Source organism: Burkholderia sp. AU6039 (assembly GCF_002223365.1).
GTDB lineage: Bacteria > Pseudomonadota > Gammaproteobacteria > Burkholderiales > Burkholderiaceae > Burkholderia.
Map to the genome: position 1 here is coordinate 550435 of NZ_NKFK01000007.1, position 25413 is coordinate 575847.

Annotated in this window: 6 protein-coding genes; all 6 read left to right on the forward strand. The window is 69.1% G+C overall.

Annotated features, from left to right (window positions below):
* Positions 1-3: 3 nt before the first annotated feature.
* A complete protein-coding gene (locus CFB39_RS34630) occupies positions 4-1620 on the forward strand; it encodes an MBL fold metallo-hydrolase (protein ID WP_089476342.1) in 1617 nt (538 codons plus the stop codon).
* Positions 1608-5528: a non-ribosomal peptide synthetase gene (locus tag CFB39_RS34635; RefSeq protein ID WP_089476343.1), complete on the forward strand. Its 3921-nt coding sequence runs from the start codon at positions 1608-1610 to the stop codon at positions 5526-5528. The genes CFB39_RS34630 and CFB39_RS34635 overlap by 13 nt, the downstream gene beginning before the upstream one ends.
* On the forward strand, positions 5525-14614 hold the full coding sequence (locus CFB39_RS34640) for a non-ribosomal peptide synthetase (protein WP_089476344.1): 9090 nt from the start codon (positions 5525-5527) through the stop codon (positions 14612-14614). Before CFB39_RS34635 ends, CFB39_RS34640 begins: the two co-directional genes overlap by 4 nt.
* A gap of 87 nt (positions 14615-14701) precedes the next feature.
* Entirely contained in the window at positions 14702-24211 is a 9510-nt protein-coding gene (locus tag CFB39_RS34645; RefSeq protein WP_089476345.1) for a non-ribosomal peptide synthetase, read from the forward strand.
* Positions 24208-24870 carry a glycosyltransferase family 25 protein gene (locus CFB39_RS34650; RefSeq protein ID WP_244115297.1) on the forward strand — a complete coding sequence of 221 codons (663 nt, stop codon included), beginning with the start codon at positions 24208-24210 and terminating at the stop codon, positions 24868-24870. The genes CFB39_RS34645 and CFB39_RS34650 overlap by 4 nt, the downstream gene beginning before the upstream one ends.
* Before the next feature lie 54 nt (positions 24871-24924).
* A complete protein-coding gene (locus CFB39_RS34655; RefSeq protein WP_089476346.1) occupies positions 24925-25407 on the forward strand; it encodes a hypothetical protein in 483 nt (160 codons plus the stop codon).
* Positions 25408-25413: the final 6 nt, after the last annotated feature.

Here is a 25413-nt window from a genome sequence, read left to right on the forward strand (position 1 = left end):
TCGTTGACCATTTCGTCGAGCACGCAGGTCTACCTGCGACACAACATCCAGTTCGAACCGCTGATCAACAGCTGGTACGCGTGGTATCACACGCTGCCGCCGTTGACCGCCGCCCTCAACGTGGCCGAACGGTTCCTGCCGCTGCTGAAGTCCTATGCGGCATCGCCGATGATGCATGCGGCGGCCTGCAAGGATCCCGCGATGCGCGGCGGCCCGTTCCTCGACCTGGGCGGCCAGCGCGTCGACGAAATCCGCGCGCTGATCGAGCAGACCACCCAGCGCGCGACCCGGCAACTGGAACTGGCGAAGGCCTACAAGGCGTTCTCCACGCTGCTGCTGGAACAGGCCACGGGGATGGCGTCGGACCCGCTCTACCCCGAGATTCCGGAGGTGTTGAAGGGCTATGTCGAGATCTACTACGACCTGAACCACAACCCGTCCTTCCGGGTGTTCGAAAGCCTGCTGTACGCGAGTCCGTTCTATGCGCGCGATGCGCAGAGCATCGCGCTGTCGGCGATCGAGGAGCACACGCCGCGGCCGTTCATCCTCAGCACGCCCCGGCTCCGCGACGATCGCACGGTGTTCTGCAACATGGCGTTCGACGACCGCGCGCTCGACACGCTGTTCCGCATGCGCGACACGCCCGGCAGCTACGCGAAGATCGTCGACCTGATGCGCGTGGCGGAGCAGGACGAGCCGCTGTTCCGCACGTTCTTCACCGAGGAGGCGCCGGCGCCGAAACCGGATCGTTCGTTCGACGGCGACGACATCCGCATCCGCTACTACGGCCACGCGTGCGTGCTGATCCAGAGCCGCGGCGTGAGCATCCTGATCGATCCGGTGATCAGCTACGGCTACGACACCGCGCTGCCGCGCTACACGTTCGCCGACCTGCCGGACCAGATCGACTACGTGCTGATCACGCACAGCCATCACGATCACATCGTCCTCGAGACGCTGCTGCAGCTTCGCCACAAAGTCAAGACCGTGGTGGTCGGCCGCAATCTCGACGGCTTTCCGCAAGATCCGTCGATGGAACTGGCGTTGCGCAAGCTCGGCTTCGACGACGTGCTGGAAGTTCGGGATGCCCAGGAAATCAAGCTGCCCGGCGGCGCCATCACCGCCATTCCGTTCCTGGGCGAACACAACGACCTGGCGATCCACAGCAAGCAGAGCTTCATGATCCGCTTCGGCTCGCGCTCGGTGCTGTGCATCGCCGATTCGTGCAACCTGGACCCGCGCCTCTACGAGCATGTCTTCCGCCTTGCCGGCAAGCCGGACACGCTGTTCGTCGGGATGGAAACCGAGGGCGCGCCGCCGTCATGGGTCTACGGCCCGCTGTTTCCGAAGGCGCTGCCGCGCGACATCGACCAGTCGCGCCGGGCGCGCGGCTGCCAGTTCGGCGAAGCCGCCGCGCTGGTGGACGATTTCGCGTTCAACGCGGCGTATGTCTATGCGATGGGTCAGGAGCCGTGGCTGAACCACCTGCTCGACAACACCTTCGACGAAAACTCGCCCAGCCACATCCAGTCCACCCAGTTCGTCGCGCACTGCCGGGCCAAGGGCATCGCGTCCGAAATCCTGTACGCGACGAGGGAGATCGTGCTTTGTCAGAACTGAATCTCAACGCGCTCTCGACGAGCGGGCAATACCAGGAACACGTGGCGTTCTGGACCGACGCGCTCGGCCGCCTCGACGAGGACTTCCGCCTTCAGCAGGCGTGGCAGGCGTATGCGCTGCCGCTCGGCCCCGAGCCGACCCTGACGTTCGCGCTCGACGGCGACGCGGCGCCGGTGCTGGAGAAGCTCGCCGCCGGCAACGCGCTGGGCGCGTTCGTCGTGCTGCTGGCCGCGCTGTTCCGCGTGCTGGGGCGCTACAACGGCGCGGCCGGCCTGTTCGTGGCGTCGCCGCCGCTGATCGCCGGACCCGCGAGCGGCGCCGCCGAGCCCGTCTCGCTGCTCGACGCCGGCGCGCCCGGCCCGACGGTTCGCGCGTACCTGAACCAGTTGCGCGACGCGGTGCAGCGCAGCTATTCGTACCAGGATTTCCCGGTCGCCGCCCTCGCGCACAAGCTGCATGGCGAACGGCGCGCGACCAACGTCGGCGTGCGCTTCGACGGCCTTCACGAAGCCTGGACATCGGCCGACTACGACCTGTCGATCGAGATCCGCCATCGCGAGCGCTACGAGATCGTGCTGACGGGCCGGCCGACGGTGTTCACGCTGCATTATCTGCGGCATCTCGCGCGGCACCTGCGCAACGTCGTGGCCGGCTTCGGCGCACTGGATGCGCCGCTCGACACCGTCTCGCTGCTCGACGACGACGAGCGCGCGCGCCTGCGCTCGCAGGCGGCGCCCGTCGCGGTCGACGGCACCTTCCTGGAACAGTTCGCGCAACGGGTCGCGGCCGCGCCGGACAGCGTCGCGGTGGTGACCGCCGACGCGTCGCTGACCTATGCCGAACTCGACGACCAGGCGTCCCGGCTGGCGAGCTTCCTGCTCGCGGAATACGCGATCGAACGCGGCGACGTGGTGGGCGTGGTGGCCGACCGGTCCGAGCGCTGGATCGTCGGCCTGCTCGGCGCGCTCAAGGCGGGCGCGGTATATCTGCCGCTCGACCCGGAGTTTCCGCGGGAGCGGCTGCGCTTCATGATCGAGGATGCGAAGGTCAAGGCGCTGCTGACGCACTCGGAACACCTGCCGTTGCTCGCCGACTTCTGGGCGATCCCGATGTTCGCCCTCGACTTCCAGCTCGACACGCTGGCACCCGCGTCGGCATCGGCGCCGGTCGAGGTCCGGCCGGACGATGCGGCGTACATCATCTACACGTCCGGCTCCACGGGCGTGCCCAAGGGCGTCGTGCTCGAACACGCAGGGCTCCTGAACATGGCGCAATACCATGTGGACGCGTTCGGTTTCGATGCCGCCGACCGGTTCGTCCAGTTCTACTCCCCGGGCTTCGACGGCTCGATCATGGAGATCTTCGTCACGCTGCTCGCGGGCGCGCGCCTGGTGCTGGCAAAGCCCGCCGTGATCCGGGACGTGCCGCGTTTCGTCGACTACCTCGCGCAGCAGGGCGTCACCACCGTCAACGCGACGCCGGCCTATCTCGCCGCGCTCGACTGGCCCGCGCTCGGCGCCGTGACCCGGGTCATCAGCGCGGGCGACAACGCCCGCGTGGCGGATCTGCGCGAGCTGGCCCGGACCCGCACGTGCCACAACTCGTACGGCCCGACCGAGGCAACCGTGTGCATCACGGACTACGTGGTCGACCCGGCCGTCACCTACGGCGCCCGTCTGCCGGTGGGCCGCCCGATCCGCAATACGCACCTGTACCTGCTCGACGAGCACGGGGCGCCGGCCCCCGAGGGCTGCACGGGCGAGATCTGCGTGTCCGGCATCGCACTGGCGCGCGGCTATGTCGGCCGGGACGACCTGACGGCCGCCGCGTTCGTCGATCACCCGTTCGACGCGGGCGCGCGCCTCTATCGCACCGGCGACCTCGGCGTCTGGCTGCCGGACGGCAACCTGGAAGTCACCGGGCGGCGCGACACGCAAGTGAAAATTCGCGGCTACCGGATCGAAACGGGCGAGATCGAGGCGGCGCTGAGGCAGCACGCCGGCGTCGCCGATGCGATCGTGTTCGTGCGCGAAGACACGCCGCAGCACCGGCAGCTGGTGGCCTGCGTCGCGACGGCTGCGGCCAGCGTCGCCAGCCTGCGGGAACACCTGAAGGAGCGTCTGCCCGAGTTCATGGTGCCGGCGTCGATCGTGACGCTCGAGCGCCTGCCGCTGACGCCGAACGGCAAGCCCGACCGCAACGCGCTCGCCGCGCTGGAACTGGCGCCCGTGCCGAGCGAAGCCGCGTACGTCGCCCCGGCCAATGACGTCGAGGCGCGCCTGGGCAGGATCTGGTCCGACGTGCTGGGCCGCGAGCCGATCGGCGTGCACGACAACTTCTTCGAACTGGGCGGCGACTCGATCCTGATCATCCAGGTGATGTCGCTGGCCCAGCAGGTCGGGCTCAAGTTCACCGCCGACCAGTTCTTCGCGCATCCGACCATCGCCGAGCTCGCCCGGGTAGCGGTGGAAGCGCCGTCGATCCGGATCGCGCAGGAGCCGGTGGTCGGCCCCGCCCCGCTGACGCCGATCCAGCACTGGTTCTTCGCGCAGGACGTAGCCGATCCGCATCACTACAACCAGTCGACGATGATCGAGGTGCCCGCGTCGCTGCGGCCGGACACGATCGAGCGCGCGCTCGCGGCCGTCACGACGCATCACGACGCGCTGCGGCTGAGTTTCGAGCGCGTCGCCGGTGCGTGGCAGCAAGCGCATGCGGCGCCGCCGCTGGCCATTGCGCTCGGCGTCACGTCGCTGGCGGACGCGGCGCCTGCCGCACGGCAGGCCGCGATGCTCGCGACCGCCACCGCCATGCAGGAGAACTTCACGCTGTCGGCGCCGCCGCTGCTGCGCGCGCACCTGTTCCAGTTCGGCCCCGACGCGCCGCAGCGCCTGCTCGTGGTCGCGCATCACCTGGTGATCGACGGCGTCTCGTGGCGCATCCTGTTCGAAGACCTGTACACCGCGTGCCGCCAGCTCGAAGCGGGCCACGCGGTGCAGCTCCCGGCCAGGACGACGGCGTGGCGCGACTGGTCGACGCGCCTGTCCGAACTCGGCGCGACCGCGCTCGACGGTCTGGGGCTCGACTACTGGATCGACGGGAACGCCGGCGAGCCGGCGTGCTTCGACGACATGCCGGTCGGCACCCGCGCCGAAGCCGGCTTGACGCTCGTCGAGTTCGACGCCCAGCAGACGCTCGCGCTGTTGCAGGACGTGCCGCGTGCGTTCAACACGCAGATCAACGAAGTCCTGCTGACGGCCCTGCTGCTCGCATTCGGCGACTGGACCGGCAATGCGTCGCTGGTCGTCGATCTCGAAGGCCACGGCCGCGAGGACCTGTTCGACGGCGTCGATACGTCGCGCACGATCGGCTGGTTCACCACCCACTATCCGGTGTTCCTGAACGCCGGCGACGCCACCGTGGCGGTCGACGCGCTGCGCCACGTCAAGGAGCAACTGCGCGCGGTGCCGATGCGCGGGCTCGGCTACGGCATCGCCCGCTACCTCGGCAGCGACGCCGGCATCACGGCCGCGCTGGAACGGCAGCCGCCGGCGCCGGTGCGCTTCAACTATCTCGGCCAGGTCGATCGCGTGCTGGCCGACGACACGGGCTGGAAGCCGGTGCTCGACTTCCAGAGCCCCGAGCACAGCCCGCGCGCACGTCGCGGCCATCTGTTCGAGATCGACGGGATGGTGTTCGACGGCCGCCTGCGCCTGACCTGGCACTACAACCGCGAGGCCTGCGCACCCGGCGTCATCGAGCAGCTGACGCAGTGTTACCGCAGCCGTCTGCTGTCGATCGTCGCGGCCAGCGGCGACGGCCCGCGCGCGCTGAGCCCGTCGGATTTTCCGGCCGCGCGCATCAGCCAGGCAGCGCTGGACGCCCTCGTCTCAAGGATCAAATCGTGACATCCCCGACCATCGCCGATATCTACGCGCTCTCCCCGATGCAGGAGGGGATGCTCTTTCATGCCGTGCACGAGCCCGGCGCGAGAAGCAGCTTCAACCAGCTCAGTTGCCGGATCACCGGCAGCCTCGACACCGCGCTGTTTCATGCCGCATGGCAGCAGCTCATCGATCGGCATCCGGTGATGCGCACGTCGTTCCATTGGGAGGAATTCGACAAGCCCATGCAGGTCGTGCACGCGCACGCCACGCTGCCGTGGGTGCAGGACGACTGGCGCGACCTGCCGGAACACGAGCAGCGCACGCGGTGGCAAGCGCACCTCGAAAGCGACCTGGCCGAGGGTTTCGCGCTCGATCGCGCGCCGCTCGTGCGCTGTCGCCTGGCGCGCGTCGCCGCCGACGCGTACCTGTTCAGCTGGAGCCACCATCACATCCTGGCCGACGGCTGGTGCCTGTCGCTCGTCATCGAGGAGATCTTCCAGGTGTATGGCGCGCTCGCGCGCGGCGTGCCGCCGGCGCTGCCGCCGGTGCGCCCCTATCGCGACTACATCCAGTGGCTGCAGCAGCACGAGCCGCAAGCCGCGCAGCAATACTGGACGCGCTATCTCGAAGGGTTCCGCTCGCCGACCCCGCTGCCCACGGCCGCGCGCGCAGGCGCTGACGAGCGCTTCGGCCAGGGCCTCGCGCAAGTGCAGGCCGACCTGTCGGCCGACCTGAGCGCGCGCCTGCGGCAATTCGCGGCCCGCCATCACGTCACCCTCAACACCCTCGCGCAAGCGGCCTGGGCGCTCGTGCTGTCGCGTTACAGCGGGGAGACCGACGTGGTGTTCGGCGCGGTCGTGTCCGGGCGGGGCGCCAATCTGCCGGGGATCGAAACCATGCTCGGCCTGTTCATCAACACGGTGCCGGTGCGGGTGCGGGTCGACCCGAGGCAGCCGCTGGTGCCGTGGCTGAAGATGATCCAGGCGCGCGTGGCCGCCCGTGCGCCGTTCGAGCACACCCCGTTGCCCGACATTCAGCGCTGCAGCGAAGTGCCGCCGTCGACGCCGCTGTTCGAAAGCAACATCACGTTCATGAATTACCCGCTCGACGCGTCGCTCACGCATGGCGCGCACGGGCTGGCGGTCGACGAGGTGCAGCTCTACAACCGCGCCGACATTCCGCTCGAATTCGTGGTGACGGCGCGCGACGACTGGAAGATGGAACTGTCGTTCGACCCGCGGCGCTTCGATGAAGACACGATGCAGCGGATGCTGGGCCACGTGGCCGCGACGCTCGACGCGTTCGCGGCCGAGCCGAACCGGCTGCTCGGCCGCGTGCCGATCTTGCCCGAGGCCGAACGCCGGCAGTTGCTGGAGACCTTCAACGACACCGCCGTGCCGTTCGACGCCGCGCTCACCGTGGTGCATCGCCTGGAGCAGGCCGCCGCGGAGCACCCCGAGCGGCCGGCGGTCGAGTACCGCGATGACGTCCTGAGCGCGGGCGAGCTGAATGCGCGCGCCAACCGCATCGCGCACCGCCTGCTGGCCGCCGCCGAGCTGGGGCCGGATGCGCTGGTCGCGATCTGCATGCGCCGGTCGGCGCGCCTGATGGAGGCGATCCTCGCCGTCTGGAAATGCGGCGCGGCCTATATTCCGATCGACCCCGACTATCCGGTGGCGCGCATCCGCACCATCCTCGAGGATTCCGGCGCCGCCCTCGTGATCACCAGCGACGGGCTCCTGCCTGCGGAGCTGGCCGGGATCGCGCCGGTCGTGTCGCTCGACGCCGCCACCGGGATCGACAACGACACCAATCCGGGCCGCCCCGTGTCGCCCGACAGCCTCGCGTACGTGATCTACACGTCCGGCTCCACCGGCAAGCCCAAAGGGGCGATGGTCGAGCACGCCGGCATGCTGAATCACATGCTCGCCGAGATCGACGAGTTCTCGATCTCGGCGCATTCGGTGATCGCGCAAACCGCGCCGCATTGCTTCGATATTTCGGTCTGGCAATTTTTCACGGCGCCGCTCGTCGGCGGCAAGACCGTGATCGTCGACGACGACTGCATTCGCGATCCCGCGCGTTTCGTCGCGTACCTGGACGCCACGCGGATCAGCATCCTCGAACTGGTGCCGTCCTATCTGTCCGCCGTGCTCGACCGTGCATCGGAACAGCCGGCGCTGCTGCGGCACCTGCGGCACCTGCTCGTCACCGGCGAGATGGTCAGCCCGGCCCTGGTGAAACAGTGGTTCGACGTGTTCCCGGACATTCCGCTGGTGAACGCGTACGGCCCGGCCGAAGCGTCCGACGACGTCGCGCAGCACCGCATGACGTGCGCGCCAACCACGCCTTACGTACCGGTCGGCAAGCCGATCCGCAACGTGCGCCTCTACGTCGTCGACCTGCAGATGAACCTGTGCCCGATCGGGATTCCCGGCGAGCTGTGCGTGTCCGGCGTCGCCGTCGGCCGCGGCTATCTGAACGACGAGGCCGCCACGCGGGAGGCGTTCGTCGAAGATCCGTTCCATCCGGCGCGCGGGGTCCGCCTGTACCGCACCCGCGACATCGGCTGCTATCTGCCCGATGGAACGATCGTGCTCCACGGCCGCCAGGACCACCAGCTGAAGATCCGCGGCTACCGCATCGAGCTCGGGGAGATCGACAACGCGCTGGCCGCCATTCCGGAAATCCGCCAGGCGGCCGCGCTCGACTATCGCGACGAGGCCGGCCGCGCCGCGCTGTGCGCGTATGTCGCGTTCCGCGACGGCGCGTCGCTGAGCGACGCCGCGATCGCCGCCGCGTTGTCCGCGACGCTGCCGGACTACATGGTGCCCGGCATCTACGTGGTGCTCGACGCGCTGCCGCTGAGCGGCAACGGCAAGATCGACCGCAAGGCGCTGCCGCCGCTGGACCGCGCGCGACTGGCCGCCACCGCGCACGCGCCGACGCCGCCGCGCACGCCCACCGAGACGCTGCTGTGCCGCATCTGGGGCGAGGCGCTGGGCATTCCGTCGCCCGGCATCCACGACAACCTCTTCGCGCTGGGCGGCGATTCGATCCTGAGCATGCGCATCGTGTCGCTGGCCGCGAAGGCGGGCCTGAAGCTCACCACCCGGCTCATCTTCCAGCATCCGACGGTGGCCGAACTCGCCGCCGTGGCGACGCGCGGCACGGTCGGCGCGGCGGAGTTCGTCGCGTCGTCCGGCCCGCTGCCGCTGACGCCCATCCAGAAGCGTTTCTTCGCGCAGCACCAGGACGACCCGAACCAGTACAACCAAGGGGTCCTGCTCGACGTGCCGGCGGATGTCGATCCGGTCCTGCTACGCCAGGCGCTGCGGCACGCGGCCAAATGGCATGACGCGCTGCGGCTGCGCTTTCGCGCGGGCGAGTCCGGCTGGATCCAGGAAGTCGTCGACGATCCGGAAGTCCCCGTCGTCGTGTCCGACGTGCTGCGCGATCAGCTCGCGCAGCACGTCGCGCAAGCGCATGCGAGCCTGAATCTCGCGGACGGCCCCGTCGTGCGCGCCGACCTGTTCCGTGTCGACACAGGCCGTTCGCTCCGCCTGCTGCTGGTCGCCCATCATCTGGTGGTCGACGGCGTGTCATGGGGCGCGCTGCTCGAAACCGTGTACGACGCCTATACGCGCCTACGCCACGGCAAGGCGCCCGAATTCGCGGGCGGCAGCGCCACCTGGACCGCCTGGACCCGGGCGATCTCGACCTGGGCCGGCTCCGGCGCCGCCGACGCCGACCTCGCCCATTGGCAGGCGCTCGCGCGTGCCGCGCTGCCCGGCCTGCCGCTCGATCGCGATGCGCCTGCCGACGCCAATACCGTGTCGTCCGCCGAAACGATCGTGGTCGAGCTCGGCGAAGCCGCGACGACGGCGTTGCTGGGCGCCGCGCCCCGCGCCTACGACGCGCAGATCAACGACGTGCTGCTGGCCGCGCTCGCGCGGGCCGTCAGCGACTGGAGCGGATGCGCCGACGTCCTGCTGGATCTCGAAGCGCACGGGCGCGAGGAGCTGATCGACGACCTCGACATCTCGCACACGGTGGGCTGGTTCACGTCGGTGTTCCCGGTCGTGCTGACGGTCGATGCCGGTTCGCACGATCCGGCCGGCCTGGTCGCGTCGGTCAAGGCGCGACTGCGCGCGGTGCCGAACGCGGGCATCACCTGCGGCCTGCTGCAAGACCGGCTCGACGGCCCGCTTCCGCAGCCGCGCCTGCAGTTCAACTACCTGGGTCAGACCGACCAGCTGTTCACCGCCGCACGCGACTGGAAACAGGCCGCGGAGCCGAGCGGGGACGGCCGCCACGCGACCCAGCGGCGCGAGCACCTGCTCGACATCAACGCGTACGTGACCGGCAACCGCCTGCACGTGGCGTGGGAATTCAGCCGGGCCTGCCACGACGCGGACACCATCCTGCGCGTCGCGCAAGCCTACATCGCGGCGCTCGAATCCCTGGTCGCCGGCCATGCCGTCCCGTCCGCATCGACCGTGCCCGCGACCGGCTTGCCGCAGGCGCCGGCGTCGGTGCGGCCGGACGAGGTCGCCGACGTCTACCCGCTGACACCGACCCAGCAGGGCATGCTGTTCCACAGCCTGTACGCACCCGCGTCGGATGCGTACTTCAGCAGCCTGAATTTCCGGATCGACGGGGCGCTCGACGTCGAACGGTTCCGCCGCGCGTGGGAGACCGTCGCGCACCGGCACGACATCCTGCGCACCGCGTTTCACTGGGAAGACATCGAAAGCCCCGTGCAGGTCGTGCATCGCCGTATCGACTTGCCGTGGCACGACGAGGATCTGCGCGCGGCGTCCGCCGTGGAGGCCGAACAGCGCTGGGAAGCCTACGTGGCGCAAGACCGGGCGCGCGGCTTCGACTTTACCCGCGCGCCGCTGATGCGGCTCGCGCTGTTCCGCGTGGGCGAGCACGCCTGGCGCTTCCATTGGAGCCATCACCACATCCTGCTCGACGGGTGGAGCTCCGCCCGCCTCCTGAGCGAAGTGGCCGCCGCCTATCAGACGCCGCCGGCCGACGGCGCGCCGCAGCGGGACGCGCCGCCCGCCTTCGCCGATTACGTGCGCTGGCTGGCGCGCCAGGACGCCGCCGCCGCGGAACGTTTCTGGAAAACGAAGCTCGCCGATTTCCCGGCGACGACGCCGCTCGTGCTGGGCCGCCCCGAACTCGACGGCACGGCCGCGCCGGGCGCCTACGTGGAAGAGGCGCTGCTGCTCTCCGAACGCGACACGCAACGGCTCGTCGCGTTCGCGCAAACCCGCCGCCTCACCCTGAACACGCTCGCGCAGGGCGCGTGGGCGCAGCTGCTGAGCCGCTACAGCGGCGAATCGGACGTCGTGTTCGGCACGATCGTGTCCGGTCGCCCCGCGTCGCTGCCGGCGTCGGACGAAATGGTCGGGCTGTTCATCAACACGCTGCCGGTGCGGGTGCGCATCGACGCGCGCCCGACGTCCGCGTGGCTGGCGCAATTGCAGCTGGATCTCGCGCAGCAGGAGGACTATGCGCACTATCCGCTGGCCGACCTCCAGAAATTCGCCGGCCTGCCGCCCGGCGTGCCGCTCTTCGACAGCCTGCTCATCTTCCAGAACTATCCGGTGGAAGAAGCGCTGGCCGATGCGCTGCCCGGCCTGCGGATCGGCGCATTCCAGGTGTCCGATCCGAACAACTACCCGCTGACGCTGGTCGTGACGCCGGGCAAGCGCCTGTCGCTGCAGGTGCTGTACGACGACGGCCGGTTCGATCGCGACACGATCGTCCGCCTGCTGCGCCATGTCGAGACCCTGCTCACCGGCCTGGCCGGCGCGGAAGATCGCCCGAACCGCGATGTTCCGCTTCTCACTGCCGCCGAGCGGGACGCCATCCTGCTCGGCTGGAACGACACGTGCGCGCCGGTTCCGTCCGACCGGACGCTGCCCGAACTGATCGAGGCCGTCGCCGCCGCGCATCCAGAGCGCATCGCGGTGCGCTGCGGCACGGAGGTTCGCACCTATCGGGCGCTCGTCGAAGGCGCGAACCGGATCGCCGCGCAGCTTCTGCACACGGCGCCGCTGCAGCCGGACGACCGGATCGCCGTCTGGATGCCGCGCTCGCCGCTGATGCTGGAAACGATCCTGGCGATCTGGAAGTGCGGCGCGGCGTACGTTCCGGTCGATCCGGCCTATCCGGCCCAGCGGGTCGAGACCCTGCTGACGCTGGCCCGGCCGGCCGTCATCGTCGGCACGGACTGCCAACCGCCGCCGGCGCTGGCGTCGATCCCGCTGGTCGATCCCGCCCGCCTGCCCGCCCATCAGGATGCCGAAGCGCCGACGCCGCGCTGCCGGCCCGCGGACCTCGCCTACGTGATCTTCACGTCGGGTTCGACCGGCCAGCCGAAGGGCGCGATGGTCGAACATCGCGGCATGCTCAATCACGTGCTCGCGATGGCGCGCCGGGTCGGGCTCGACGCGCGGAGCGCGGTCGCCCAGACCGCTTCGCACTGCTCCGATATTTCGGTCTGGCAGTGCTTCGCGGCGCTGGCGTCGGGCGGCACGACGGTGATCTACCCCGATGCCGTGATCCTCGAGCCCGCGCGCCTGATCGACAGCCTGCACCGCGACCGCGTCACGGCGATGCAATTCGTGCCGTCCTATCTCGCGACCTTTCTCGGCGAACTGGAACGGCACGCGGCACCGGCCTTCCCGCACCTCGAAACATTACTGACGATCGGCGAAACGCTGCAGCCCGCCACCGCGCAAGCGTGGTTCCGCCTGAATCCGGCGGTCCGGCTCATCAACGCGTACGGGCCGACCGAAGCGTCGGACTCCGTCGCGCATTACAGCCTGACGCGCGCGCCGGATCGGCCGGCGATTCCGATCGGCCGGCCGATCGAGAACCTGCGCCTCTACGTCGTGGATGCCGACATGAATCCGTGCCCGGCCGGCGTCAAGGGCGAGATCTGCATCGGCGGCGTCGGCGTCGGGCGCGGCTACCTGTTCGACGAAGCCCGCACCCGGGCGGTGTTCCGCGACGATCCGTTCAGTCCGGAACCGGGCGCGCGCCTGTATCGCACCGGCGACGTCGGCTGCTTCGACGCGGACGGCAATCTCCACTTCTTCGGCCGCCGCGACTTCCAGGTCAAGATCCGTGGCTATCGCATCGAGCTCGGGGAAATCGAGGCCGCGCTGACCGGTCTCGCGGGCATCTCCCACGCCGTCGTGGTCGCCCGGGAAACGTCGGATGCCGAAATGACCCTGTGCGCCTACGCGTCGGGAACCGGCTGGACGCCCCCACGCGTGCGCGACGCACTGCGCGACACGCTGCCGGCGCATATGGTGCCCGACACCGTGATGCTGCTGCCGGCGCTGCCCGTCATGCCGAACGGCAAGATCAACCGCGCCGCGCTGCCGCTCCCCGATGCCGCGTCGGTACCCGACGGCGTGCCGGCCGAACCGCGCACGCCGGTCGAAGCGGCGCTGCTGCGCCTCTTCGCCGAGGTGCTCGGCCGCCGGCCGAACGGCGTCGACGCCGATTTCTTCGAGCAGGGCGGCCAAAGCCTCAAGGCGATCCAGCTGGTCAGCCGGATCCGGCGCGAACTGAAGCTGGACGTCACGGTCGCCGACATCTTCCATGCGCCGACGCCGCGCGCGCTCGCGCGCAAGCTGGCTGCCATGCCCGCCGACGGCGCCGCCGCCGACGACGCGTTCATCCCGGCGCTGGCCGCGCAACCGTCCTACGCGGTGTCCCGCGCACAGAAGCGGATCTGGCTCGCCAGCCGCGGCGCGGATCCGTCCACGTACAACATGGCGGGCGCGCTGCAGCTGGACGGCGCCATCGACACGGCGCGCCTCGTCCGTGCGTTCGACCTGCTGGTCGATCGCCACGAGAGCCTGCGCACCGTATTCGCGATGATCGAAGGCGAGTTGCGGCAACGCATCCTCAGCCGCGAAGCCTCCGGCTTCCGGGTCGAGCAGCACGATCTCGCGGACGATGCCGGGCCGCAGGCGATCGACGCGCTGATTCGCGCGGCAAGCGAGCAGCCGTTCGATCTCGCGTCGGGGCCGCTGTTTCGCGTCACGCTGGTGCGGCTCTCGCCGGTGAAGCACCTGCTGCTGCTGAACATGCACCACGTGATCTCGGATGCGTGGTCGATCCGCGTGCTGACCGACGACCTGCATGCGCTGTATGCGGGACACGACCTGCCGCCGCTGCCGATCCAGTATCGCGACTACGCCGCGTGGCACAACGCGAGCCTCGCGGGTCCGCGTGCCGCCGCGCATCGCGCGTACTGGCTCGCGCAACTGGCGGCGCCGCTGCCCCGCCTGCAACTGGCAACCGACTTCCCGCGTCCCGAGCGGCCCGGTCATGCCGGGCAGACGCTCGAAGTCGAATTGCCGGCGCCGCACGCGGCGGAACTCGCGACGCTGGCCCGCGCGCACCATACGTCGCTCTACGCGGTGCTGCTCGCGTCGTTCTGCGTGCTGATGCACCGCTATACCGGGCGTGAGGACATCGTCATCGGCAGCGTGTCGGCCGGGCGCGACAGCGAACAGCTCGAATCGCAGATCGGCGTGTATCTCAACACCGTCGTGCTGCGCGTGCCGGTGCGTGCATCCTCGACCGTCGCCGACGTGATCGACGGCGTGGCGACGGCCTCCACGCAAGCGCTGGAACACGCGTCCTATCCGTTCGACGTGTTGCTGGAAGACCTGAAGATCCGCACCCCGGCGGGCCATTTTCCGATCTTCGACATTCAGGTGAACCACGTGTCGATGCCGGCGCCGCAGCCCGGCCTGCGCATCACGGACCTCTCGCCGGCGGACACGACGGCCAAGTTCGACCTGTCCTTCCAGGTCGTGGAAAGCGAAGGCCGGCACCTGATCCAGTTCATCTACAACACCCACCTGTTCCGCCCGTCGACCATCGCCGCGATGCGCGATCGACTGCTCGCGATCCACGACGTCTTCCGCCGCGATCCGGCCACGCCGGTCGATCGCATCCCGCTCTCCGGCGAGGCCCCCGCCGCCGGCCCACGGGCCCGCGTCGGCCTGCGCCTGAAGCGCGCGCCCGAGGTCACGGCCGACGACGCGCTCGAGGAGAAGACGTGATGCGGATCGTCCGGAGTTCGAGCGGCGCGCGCCGTGCGCGCCGCTTCGGGTTGTTTCAGGTGAACAAAACGTTTCAAGGAGTGTCCTGTGCAAGACAATAACGTGCTGGTCACCGACCATCGCTATGCCTCCACCGCGCGTTTCTGGCGCGAAAGCCTTTCCCGGGTCGCCGGCGTCTACCGGATCGCGGCGTACGCCCCGAATCAGCAACCGGGTCGCCCGCTGTCCCGCACGGTGCGGCTCACGCCCGCGTCGCTCGACCTGTTGCGGCGCATCGGCGACGGCGAGCTTGCCGAGTTCGCCGTCACGGCGGCGGGCATTGCGTTCCTGCTCTGGAAATACTTCCGGATTCCGGTCACGGTGCTCGGCACGCCGGCGCTGGCCGCGCATCCGTCGGCCCGGGCCGCCACCGTGCCGCTGATCATCGAGGTCCGTCCCGACGAGCGCGTCGAGGACTACCTGTCGCGCGTGGCCGCGATCGTGGAAGACAGCTACGCCGAGCCTCACTTCCCGCTTGAAACGCTCGTGCGCAACGAAAAGGACATGGCGCTCGCGCAGCTCACGAAAGTCGCGCTGGCGGACGATCGGGTGCACCACGCACCGACCGGCCGGGACGACGACCTGCAGTTGCATCTGCGGCTCGCGCGCGGCGAAATCGAGCTTCGTTACAGCGCCGCCATCGAGCCTTTCATCATCGACGGTTTCGCCGGCAGCCTCGGCGCGGTGCTGGAGGCATTCGAACACCTCGACAAGGCCGTCGGCGACATCGACTCGGCCCCGCCGGAAGAGGGCCCGCTGCTGGCCGCCTTCAACGAAACCGCGACGACCGGCCCCAGCCACCCGACGGTCGTCGACATGTTCGAAGCGCAGGTCGCCCGCACGCCCACGGCGCCGGCCCTGGTCACCGACAGTTCGCTGATGACCTACGCCGACCTGAACGCCCGGGCCAACAGCCTCGCGCATCACTTGCGCGAACACCACGGCGTCGGGCCGGAATCGCTGGTCGGCATCATGCTCGACCGTTCCGAATGGATGATCGTCGCGATTCTCGGCATCCTGAAGGCGGGGGCGGCGTTCGTTCCGCTGGACCCGGCGTATCCGGCCGAGCGGATCAATCACATCCTCGGCGACACCGGCCTGTCGCTGCTGGTGACCCAATCGAATCAGCTCGCGCAGTGGTATGAATTCTCCGGCGTGACGCTGCTGCTGGACCAGGAACTCCCCGGCTGGACGCCGCGGCCGGACAACCCGCCGTACCGTGCCGAACCGGCGCACCTGGCCTACGTGCTCTACACGTCCGGCTCGACCGGGAAACCCAAGGGCTGCCTGCTCGAACACCGGAACCTGGCCCACTACATCGCATGGGCCGCCGCGTATTACTTTCCGGAAAGCACGACCGGCAGTTTCGGCCTGTACAGCTCGCTCTGCTTCGATTTCACGCTCACCAACCTCTTCTGCCCGCTGGTGCGCGGCAAGACGCTGCGCATCTATCCGCAGTCGGAGAGCATCGACACCATCCTGGCCCGGATGTTCCAGCCCGGCAGCGGCGTCGACACCCTCAAGCTCACGCCCACCCACATTCACCTGCTGGAGTACATGAACCTGGCACGCTCCGGCGTGCGCAAGGTGATCGTCGGCGGCGAGGAACTGACGCCCCAGCACATCGCCACGCTGCGCAAGATCGATCCCGCGATCGAGATCTACAACGAGTACGGTCCCACCGAGGCGACGGTCGGCTGCATCGTCGAGCGCGTCGAGGACGCGCCGTCGACGGTGCTGATCGGCCGGCCCATCGCCGACACCCGCGTGTACATGCTCGACGACGCGCTGCGGCCGGTTCCGCTCGGCGTGCCCGGGGAAATCTGCCTCGCCGGCGCCGGCCTCGCGCGCGGCTACCACCAGCGGCCCGACGTCACCGCCGCGAAATTCGTCGAGCATCCGTTCCCCGGCGAAGCGCGCATCTATCGCACCGGCGACATCGGCCGGTGGCTGCCCGACGGACGTATCCAGTGCTACGGGCGCGTCGACCACCAGGTCAAGATCCGCGGGCACCGTGTCGAACTCGGCGAGATCGAGGCCGCGATCGCCGCGCACGAGGATGTCGTCGGCGCGGCGGTCATGCTGCGCGAATCCGCCCACGGGGTGCGCAAGCTGGCGGCCTACGTCAAGGGCGCGCCGAGCCTGAACGTGCCGGACCTGCGGGCCTATCTGGCCGGGAAGCTGCCGGACTACATGGTCCCGTCCGACATCATCCCGATCGCCGAATTTCCGCTCAACGCCAACGGCAAGCTGGATCGCCCGGCGCTGCTGGCGCTGGAGCCCAACGCCGCGCTCGACGACGCCCGTCTCGATGCCACGCCGCTCGACGCCACGCCGATTCAGCTCGAGCTGGTGCGCATCTGGCGCGACGTGCTCGACAATCCGGCCGTCGATCTCACCGGCCGCTTCTTCGACTACGGCGGCGATTCGCTGCAAGCCATGCAGCTGGTCTCGCGGATCTGGAGCAGCTTCTCCGTCGAGATCGGCATCGACGCGATCTTCGAACTCCAGACCATCAGCGCGGTGTCCGACCTGATCGAAGCGTCGTCGCCGCACGCCGGTTCGACGGCCGGCGCCATCCTGCCCCGCTCGCGCGCGAACGACCTGCCGCTGTCCTTCCCGCAGCAGCGGCTGTGGTTCCTCGCGCAACTGGAAGGCCCGTCGGCCACCTACAACATCTCGAGCGCGCTGCGCTTCGACGGCGAACTCGACATCGCGCGCCTGCAGGCCGCCGTGTCCGAGATCAGCCGGCGTCACGAGATCCTGCGCACGACGTTTCCCGCCGTCGACGGCCGCGGGGTTCAACGCATCGCGCCGCCGGCGCCGGTCGCGCTCGACGTCGTCGACGCAGCCAGCGAATCCGACACGCTCGCGCGGCTCGCGGAGGAAGCCGACCGCCCGTTCGATCTCGCCTCCGGACCGCTCTATCGCGTCGTGCTGTATCGCGTCCATGAGCGCCTGCACGTCTTCGGCATCGTGATGCATCACATCGTCTCCGATGCATGGTCGTCAGGCATCCTGATCGGCGAGCTGGCCGCGCTCTATGCCGGCGAGTCGCTGCCGGAACTGGCTGTCCAGTACGCGGACTACGCGGTGTGGCAGCACGAACGCCTGGCGTCCGCCGACACGCATCGGGAACTGGCGCTCCTGAGCGCCGCGCTGGCGGATGCGCCGGACCTGATCGAACTGCCCACCGACCGCCCGCGGCCCGCCGTCCAGCAGTTCCGCGGCGCGGTGCTGCCGTTCCAGCTGGACGGCGAACGCGCCGACGGCCTGCGTGCGATCGCGCGCGCGTCCGGCACCAGCACGTTCATGGTCGTGCTCGCCGCGTATGCGCTGCTCCTGTCGCGATACAGCAACCAGCAGGACCTCGTCATCGGCTCCCCGATCGCCAACCGGCGTTCGAGCATGACCGAGCCGCTGATCGGCTTCTTCGCGAACATGCTCGCGCTACGCGTGGACCTGTCGGGCAATCCGACCTTCGGCGAACTGCTGGCGCGCGTGAAGCGCGTCGCGCTGGATGGCTACAGCCGCCAGGAGATTCCGTTCGAGCAGGTGGTGGATTCGCTCGCGCTCGAACGCAACCTGAGCCGCACGCCGGTGTTCCAGGTCGTGTTCGCGTACGAGAAAGCGCCGTCCCAGGCGGTGAGCTTCCCCGGTCTCGTGGCCACGCCGGTGTCGGTCGAGACCCACACCGCGAAGTTCGACCTCACGCTGCACGTGCAGGATGACGACGACGGCCTCGCGGGCTCGCTGGAATACAACCTCGACCTGTTCGACGCCACCACGATCGATCGCATGGCGGAGCACTTCCGCACGCTCGTCGATGCCGTGATCGCCGATCCGGATGCGCCGCTCGGCGCACTGCCGCTGACGAGCGATGCCGAGCGGAACCTGCTGACGGTCGAGTGGAACCGCACCGACACGGATTTCGGCGACGCCGCCGCGCAACCGCTGCATCGCCTGTTCGAACAGCAGGTCGAATGCACGCCGGATGCCGTCGCGGTTGTCTTCGACGACGCCGCGCTCACCTACGCCGAACTCAACCTGCGCGCCAACCGCCTCGCCCATCGCCTCATTGACCTCGGCGTCGGCCCCGATGCGCTCGTCGGCGTCGCCATGGAGCGCTCCCTCGACATGAGCGTCGCATTGCTCGCGATCCTCAAGGCCGGCGGCGCCTACGTCCCCGTCGACCCCGACTACCCCGCCGAGCGCGTGCGCTTCATGATCGACCACGCGCAGTTGCGCTGGCTTCTCATCCAGCAGCATCTGCGCGACGCGCTGCCCGACACCGACGCACACGTGATCGTCGTCGATACCGACTCGCTCGACCTCGATGCCGCGGCGACGTCCAACCCCGCGCCCGCGCTGAACGGCGACAACCTCGCCTACATGATCTACACGTCCGGCTCGACCGGCCGGCCCAAGGGCGCGCTCAACACTCATCGCGCGATCACCAACCGCATCCTCTGGATGCAGCACGCCTACGCGCTCGGTGCCGACGATGCCGTGCTGCAGAAGACACCCTTCAGCTTCGACGTCTCGGTCTGGGAACTCTTCTGGCCGCTCGTCACCGGCGCGCGCCTCGTGTTCGCCCGACCCGGCGGCCAGCGCGAGACCGACTACCTGGTCGAGCTCATCGAACGCGAACGCATCACCACGCTCCATTTCGTGCCGTCGATGCTGCGTGCGTTCCTCGACCACCCCGACCTCGACGCGCACTGCGCATCGCTGCGCCGCGTCGTGTGCAGCGGCGAGGCGTTGCCCCACGACCTGCAGCAGCGTTGCCTCGAGCGCCTGGACGTCAGGCTGTACAACCTCTACGGCCCGACCGAGGCCGCTGTCGACGTGACCGCGTGGGAATGCCGGCGCGACGATCCGCACCGCATCGTCCCGATCGGCCGGCCGATCGCCAACACCCGCCTCTACATCGTCGACGCGCAGATGCAGCCCACGCCGATCGGTGTGCCCGGAGAACTGCTGATCGGCGGCACGCCGGTCGGGCGCGGCTACCACGGCGAACCTGAACTGAGCGCCGAGAAGTTCGTCGCCGATCCGTTCTCCGCCGACCCGCTCGCGCGCCTCTACCGCACCGGCGATCTCGCGCGCTACCGCCCCGACGGCAACATCGAGTTCCTCGGCCGCATCGATCACCAGATCAAGCTGCGCGGCCTGCGCATCGAACCCGGTGAAATCGAGGCCGCGCTGCGCACGCATCCGTCGGTCGACGACTGCGTCGTGATCGCGAAAACCGCAGGAGCCCGAACGTTCCTGATCGCCTATGTCGCGACCGCCGCGCCGGACATCGCCGATCTGCGCGGATATCTCGGCGGCAAGCTCGCCGACTACATGGTGCCGGCGCAGTTCGTCGCGCTGGCATCGTTGCCGATGCTGCCCAACGGCAAGATCAACCGCAAGGCGCTGCCCGCCCCAGCCGACGTCGCCGACGCGGCCCAGCCGCACGCGCCCGCCGTCACGCCCCGGGAAATCCTGCTGGCGTCGATCTGGCAAGACGTGCTGCAGCTGCCTGCCGTCGGCATCCACGACAATTTCTTCGAACTCGGCGGCGACTCCATCCTGAGCATCCAGGTAATCGCGCGCGCCAATCAGGCCGGGCTGCGCGTGACGGCGAAGCAGCTGTTCCAGCATCAGACGATCGCGCAGCTGGCCGCCGCGCCCGAGGAGCGGGCAGCCTGCGTGCCGACCCTGAGCCCGCTGGGCGATGCGCCGCTCACGCCGGTGCAGCACTGGTTCTTCGAACAGGAAATCGACGCGCCGTCGCACTTCAATCAAACGGTCCTGATCCAGGTGCCGGCGGATCTCGACGCGTCGCGGCTGGCCGACGCGTTCCGGCAAGTCCACGAACATCACGACGCGTTGCGACTGCGTTTCTCGCACGATGCGGGCCGCTGGACCCAGCATGTCGTCGCCGGCGGCGAGATGCCGGCGCTCTTTGCGAAACAGGTGATCGCCGGCGACGCCGGCGAGCGCCTGGCGGCGATGCGCGCCGCCGCCGCTGACGCGGAGCGCGGCATCGACATCACGCATGGCCCGTTGCTGGCGGCCCGGCTCTTCTGCGTGGCCGGCGAGCCGCTCGCCCGCCTGTTCGTGTCGATCCATCACCTGGCGGTGGACGGCGTGTCGTGGCGCGTGCTCTTCGAGGACCTGCATGCCGCCTACCACGGCCAGCCGTTACCCGCGAAGACGACGTCGTTCCGTGAATGGGCGCTGCATCTGCAGCAATTGGCCCGGTCGCCCGCCATCGGCGACGAAGCGCGACTGTGGCAAGCGCTCCTCGCGCAACCCGTCGAGCCGATCCCGGTCGACTATCCGGCCGCGGGCGCGCCCAACAACGCGGTCGGCGACGCGTCATCCGTTTCATTCGAGCTGGACGAAGCCGACACCACCGCGTTGCTGCGCCAGCTGCCACGGGCCTACGACACCCGCATCAACGACGTGCTGCTCATCGCGCTCGCGCAAGCCTGCAGCATGGTCACCGGCAACGCCCGCACGCGGATCGATCTCGAGAGTCACGGCCGCCACGTGGCGGATGCGCCGCTCGACCTCACCCGGACGGTGGGCTGGTTCACGTCCATCTACCCCGTCGTGCTCGACGCCGACGCGATGCACACGCCGGAGCAAGCGCTGCGCGCCGCGCGGCAGCAGCTGCGCCGGATTCCGGCCGACGGTCTCGGTTATGCGCTGCTGCGCTACCTGAGCCCCGACGCCGCCGTGCGCGACAGTCTCGCCGCGTTGCCGCGGGCCGATATCCTCTTCAACTATCACGGGCAGCTCGATACCGTGTTGCAGCAATCCGACGGCTGGCGCCCGGCGACCGAAGACCTCGGTTCGCTGCGTGCCGGGCGGTCGCAGCGCACGCACGCGTTCGAGATCGTCGCCGCCGTCGTCGACGGCAAGCTTCAGGTGGACTGGCGCTACGGCGAGCGGCTCCACCGGCGGCAGACGGTCGAGAACCTGGCCGCGCACTTCAGGGACCGGTTGCTCGACTTCGCGGCGTCGGTCTCCGACACCGCAGCCGACGACATCGACGACAGCTATCCGCTCTCGTCGCTGCAGCAGGGCATCCTGTTCCATTCGCTGTACGACCTGGATCCTGCCGCCTATTTCCAGCAGTTCAGCTTCGTCGTCAGCGGCCCGCTCCAGGTGCCGGCGCTCCGGCAGGCGTGGGCCCATGCGCTCGCGCGCCATGCCGTGCTGCGCACCGCGTTCGCGTGGGCCGATCGCGAGCAGCCCGTCCAGACCGTGCTGCACACGGTCGACCTGCCGTGGACGTTCCTTGACTGGCGGCACCGCGATGCGTCCCGCCGCGCGCAGGACTTCGATGCATTCCTCGCCGACGACCGGAAGCGCGGCTTCGATCTGCAGCGGGCACCGCTGTTCCGCTGCACGCTGATCCAGGAAACCGACACGCGCCATCGCTTCTGCTGGAGCGCGCACCACATCATCCTCGACGGCTGGAGCACCGCGACCCTGATGAAGGAGGTGTTCGACGACTACCTGTCGCTCGCGCGCGCCGGCACGCCCGCGGTCGCGGCGTCGGCGCCCGGATACCGCGCGTACATCGACTGGCTCGCGCGTCATCCGCGCGCCGCCGACGAAGCCTGGTGGCGCGCCGAGCTGGCCGGCTTCCGTGCCGCCACGCCGATCGCGGCCAGCCCGGCCCGGCAGACGACCGGCGACGCCGCGCGGCAGGACAAGCGCCGGACCCAGCAATTCCTGCTGGACGCGGCGCTGACCGCGCGGCTGCACGCGCTCACGCGTGCGCATCGCGTCACCCTCAACGTGCTGATCCGCGCGGTCTGGGCGTTGGTGCTGCGACGCCACGCCGGAACGGACGACGTCGTCTTCGGCGTCACCGTGTCCGGCCGGCCGCCGCTGCTCGACGGCGTCGAGTCGATCGTGGGGCTGTTCATCAACACGCTGCCGCTGCGCCTGCGTATCGCGCCCGAACGGCCCTTCACCGAATGGCTGGCAGAGGTTCACGCGGCCCAAACGGCGATGGAGCCGCACTCGTACAGCTCGCTGGTCGACATCCAGTCGTGGAGCGAAGTGCCCGCCCGCGACAGCCTGTTCGACAGCCTGCTGGTCTTCGAGAACTTCCCGGTTGCCGCCGCCCCCGAGCTCGGGCCGGACGACATCGAGATCCTCGACACCCGCGCGTTCGCGGAATCGAACTACCCGCTGACCCTGACCGTGCACCCGGACGCGCGCATCGGCTTCCATATTTCGCACGATGCGCACCGCGTCGCGCCGGATGTCGTGCGGCAGATGCTCGACACCCTCCGCACGTTGCTCGAGCGATTCGCCGAGCACCCGGACCAGCCGACCGGCCAGCTCGCCGACCCGCCGGCCGCCGACGGCCAGCCGGGCGCGCCGCGCGATGCGGCCGGGCCGGCAACCGAAGCCGCCGCCGGTGCGGCCACGGCGGCACGCGCCGTCGCGCCTACCACGGACGAACGCACGTTGCTGGAGATCTGGCAGCGGATCTTCAAACGAGACGACATCGCGGTCAGCGACAACTATTTCGACCTCGGCGGCCACTCGATCATCGCGATCCAGTTGATGGCCCATGTCGAGAAGGCGTTCGATCGCCGGCTGCCGATTTCCTGCCTCTTCGAGAATCCGACGATCGAGAAACTGGCGGCGGCGCTCGCCACGAAGGCGCCGTCCGCGCCTGCCGGCGGACTCGTGCCGATTCGCGACGGCGGGCCCGCCGCGCCGCTCTTCCTCCTGCCGGGCGCCGGCGGGAACGTGGTCTACTTCCACCCGCTCGCGCACCACCTGAGCGGCGCCCACGCGATTCACGGGCTGGAAGCGCTCGGCCTCGACGGCGCGTGCGAGCCGCTCACCCGCGTGGAAGACATCGCGGCCCGTCACGTCGAACGCATCTGGCCGCTGGTGGGCGCGGGTCCGTACTACCTCGCGGGCCACTCGTTCGGCGCGCACGTGGCGCTCGAGATGAGCCGGCAACTGGTCGCCAAGGGCGCCGACGTGAAGCTGCTGGCGATCCTCGACGCGTCCGCGCCCATCGACAGCCCGGCCGCCACGTACTGGCAGGACTGGGACGACACCGAATGGCTGGTCGCGATCGCCCACGAAATCGGCACCTTCCTCGGCGCCGACCTCCAGGTGACGCGAGCCGACCTCGTCCCGCTCGATCCCGACGGCCAGGCCGACTTGATCCTCGCGCGGATCGGCGACCGCGGCAGCTGGTTCGCGGACGCCGGGCCCGACCGGCTGCGCGCGTACCTGCGCGTCTATCAGGCCAACTTCAAGTCGCACTACGCGCCGCACGCCACGCCGCTGCCCGTGCCGATCGCGTTGTTCCGCAGCACCGAGCACGATCCCGACGACTACGCGCCGTCGCCCGAGATCGCGCAGCTTCGCCTGGACCCGGCCTGGGGATGGTCCCGCTTCTCGACGCTCCCCGTCGCGGTGACGGACGTCCCCGGCGACCACCTGACCATGCTGCTCGATCCGCATGCCGGCGCCCTCGCCGCCCATGTCAACTCGTTCCTGGAAAAACAACCCTCATGAAACTGAAATCAACGCCGACGATCGACAACACTTTCGCCCGCAAGGTCTGCATCAACCTGGACCGGCGCCCCGACCGCTGGGAAGCGATGCAACGAAAATTCGCAGAGCAGAACATCGTCACGGTGGAACGGCTGTCCGCCGTCGATGCAAAACAGGTGAGCGTGCCGGAATCGTTGAGCCACATGCGTCCGCAGGACTACGGCTGCACGATGAGCCATCTCGCGGCCGTGAAACAGGCGAAGGCCGCCGGTGCGAGCGAAGTCCTGATCTTCGAGGACGACGCGTTCTTCGACGCCGAGTTCGCCGCGCGCTTCCCCGAGTTCATCGCGCAAGTGCCGGACGACTGGCACATGCTGTTCCTGGGCGCGTATCACTTCACGCCGCCCATTCCCGTCGCGCCGAACATCGTCAAGGCCGTGGAGACGCTCACCGCGCACGCGTACGTCGTCAGGGACTCGCTTTACGACGCGTTCATCGCGATCAACGAAAACCCGCCGGCGATCAACGACCGCAACAACCTCGTGCTGCAGCAGACGTTCAATTGCTACTGCTTCGAGCCGAACCTGGTCGGACAGGAGTCCGGCTACTCCGACATCATGGACGAAGTGATGCCGGAGAAGCCGCTGACCTATTCGATGCCCATTCCGGACGGCTGGTAACGCCTGCCGCCCCGTGCTCGCCGCGCCCCCTCACTCGACAGCCCATTGAACCTCATGCAAACCACCACCGTTGACCTCGAAGCGGCGTTCGTACAGGCCGCGCTGGATGCGCTTCACCGGGACTGCAAGCTCGGCGACGCGATTTCACTGGCTTACGGGAAATGCGAATCGACTGCCGGCGTGATCGACCTGATTTTTCCGTTGATCACGAAGAAACTGCGGATCGACTACATCCTCATGTACAGCATCGAAAGCAATCCGCGCACGCTCCTGCATTTTCTTCGGCAGGTCGAATCGCGGCTGGCACGGAACGAAAACTGGACGGCCGCGTCGGTCGAGGCCGCGTTGCGGAGCGTGGCCGATTCGACGGACAGCGTCGGCTGGGCGCGTGCGCAGCGCCTGCTGAAGTGCTGCATCCTGTTTTCCGATTCGCCGCTGGGCATCGTGGAAAGCATCACGTTCCTGGGCCAGCACGAAACCTCGTCGAGGTTGAGATCAGCGGCAAGCAATGTCGAACTCAGCCACCTGATCAACTGAGACCTA

Coding starts and splice junctions, on each gene's coding strand:
- CFB39_RS34650 (WP_244115297.1), top strand. CDS start 24,208: ATGAAACTGAAATCAACGCCGACGATCGACAACACTTTCGCCCGCAAG.
- CFB39_RS34655 (WP_089476346.1), top strand. CDS start 24,925: ATGCAAACCACCACCGTTGACCTCGAAGCGGCGTTCGTACAGGCCGCG.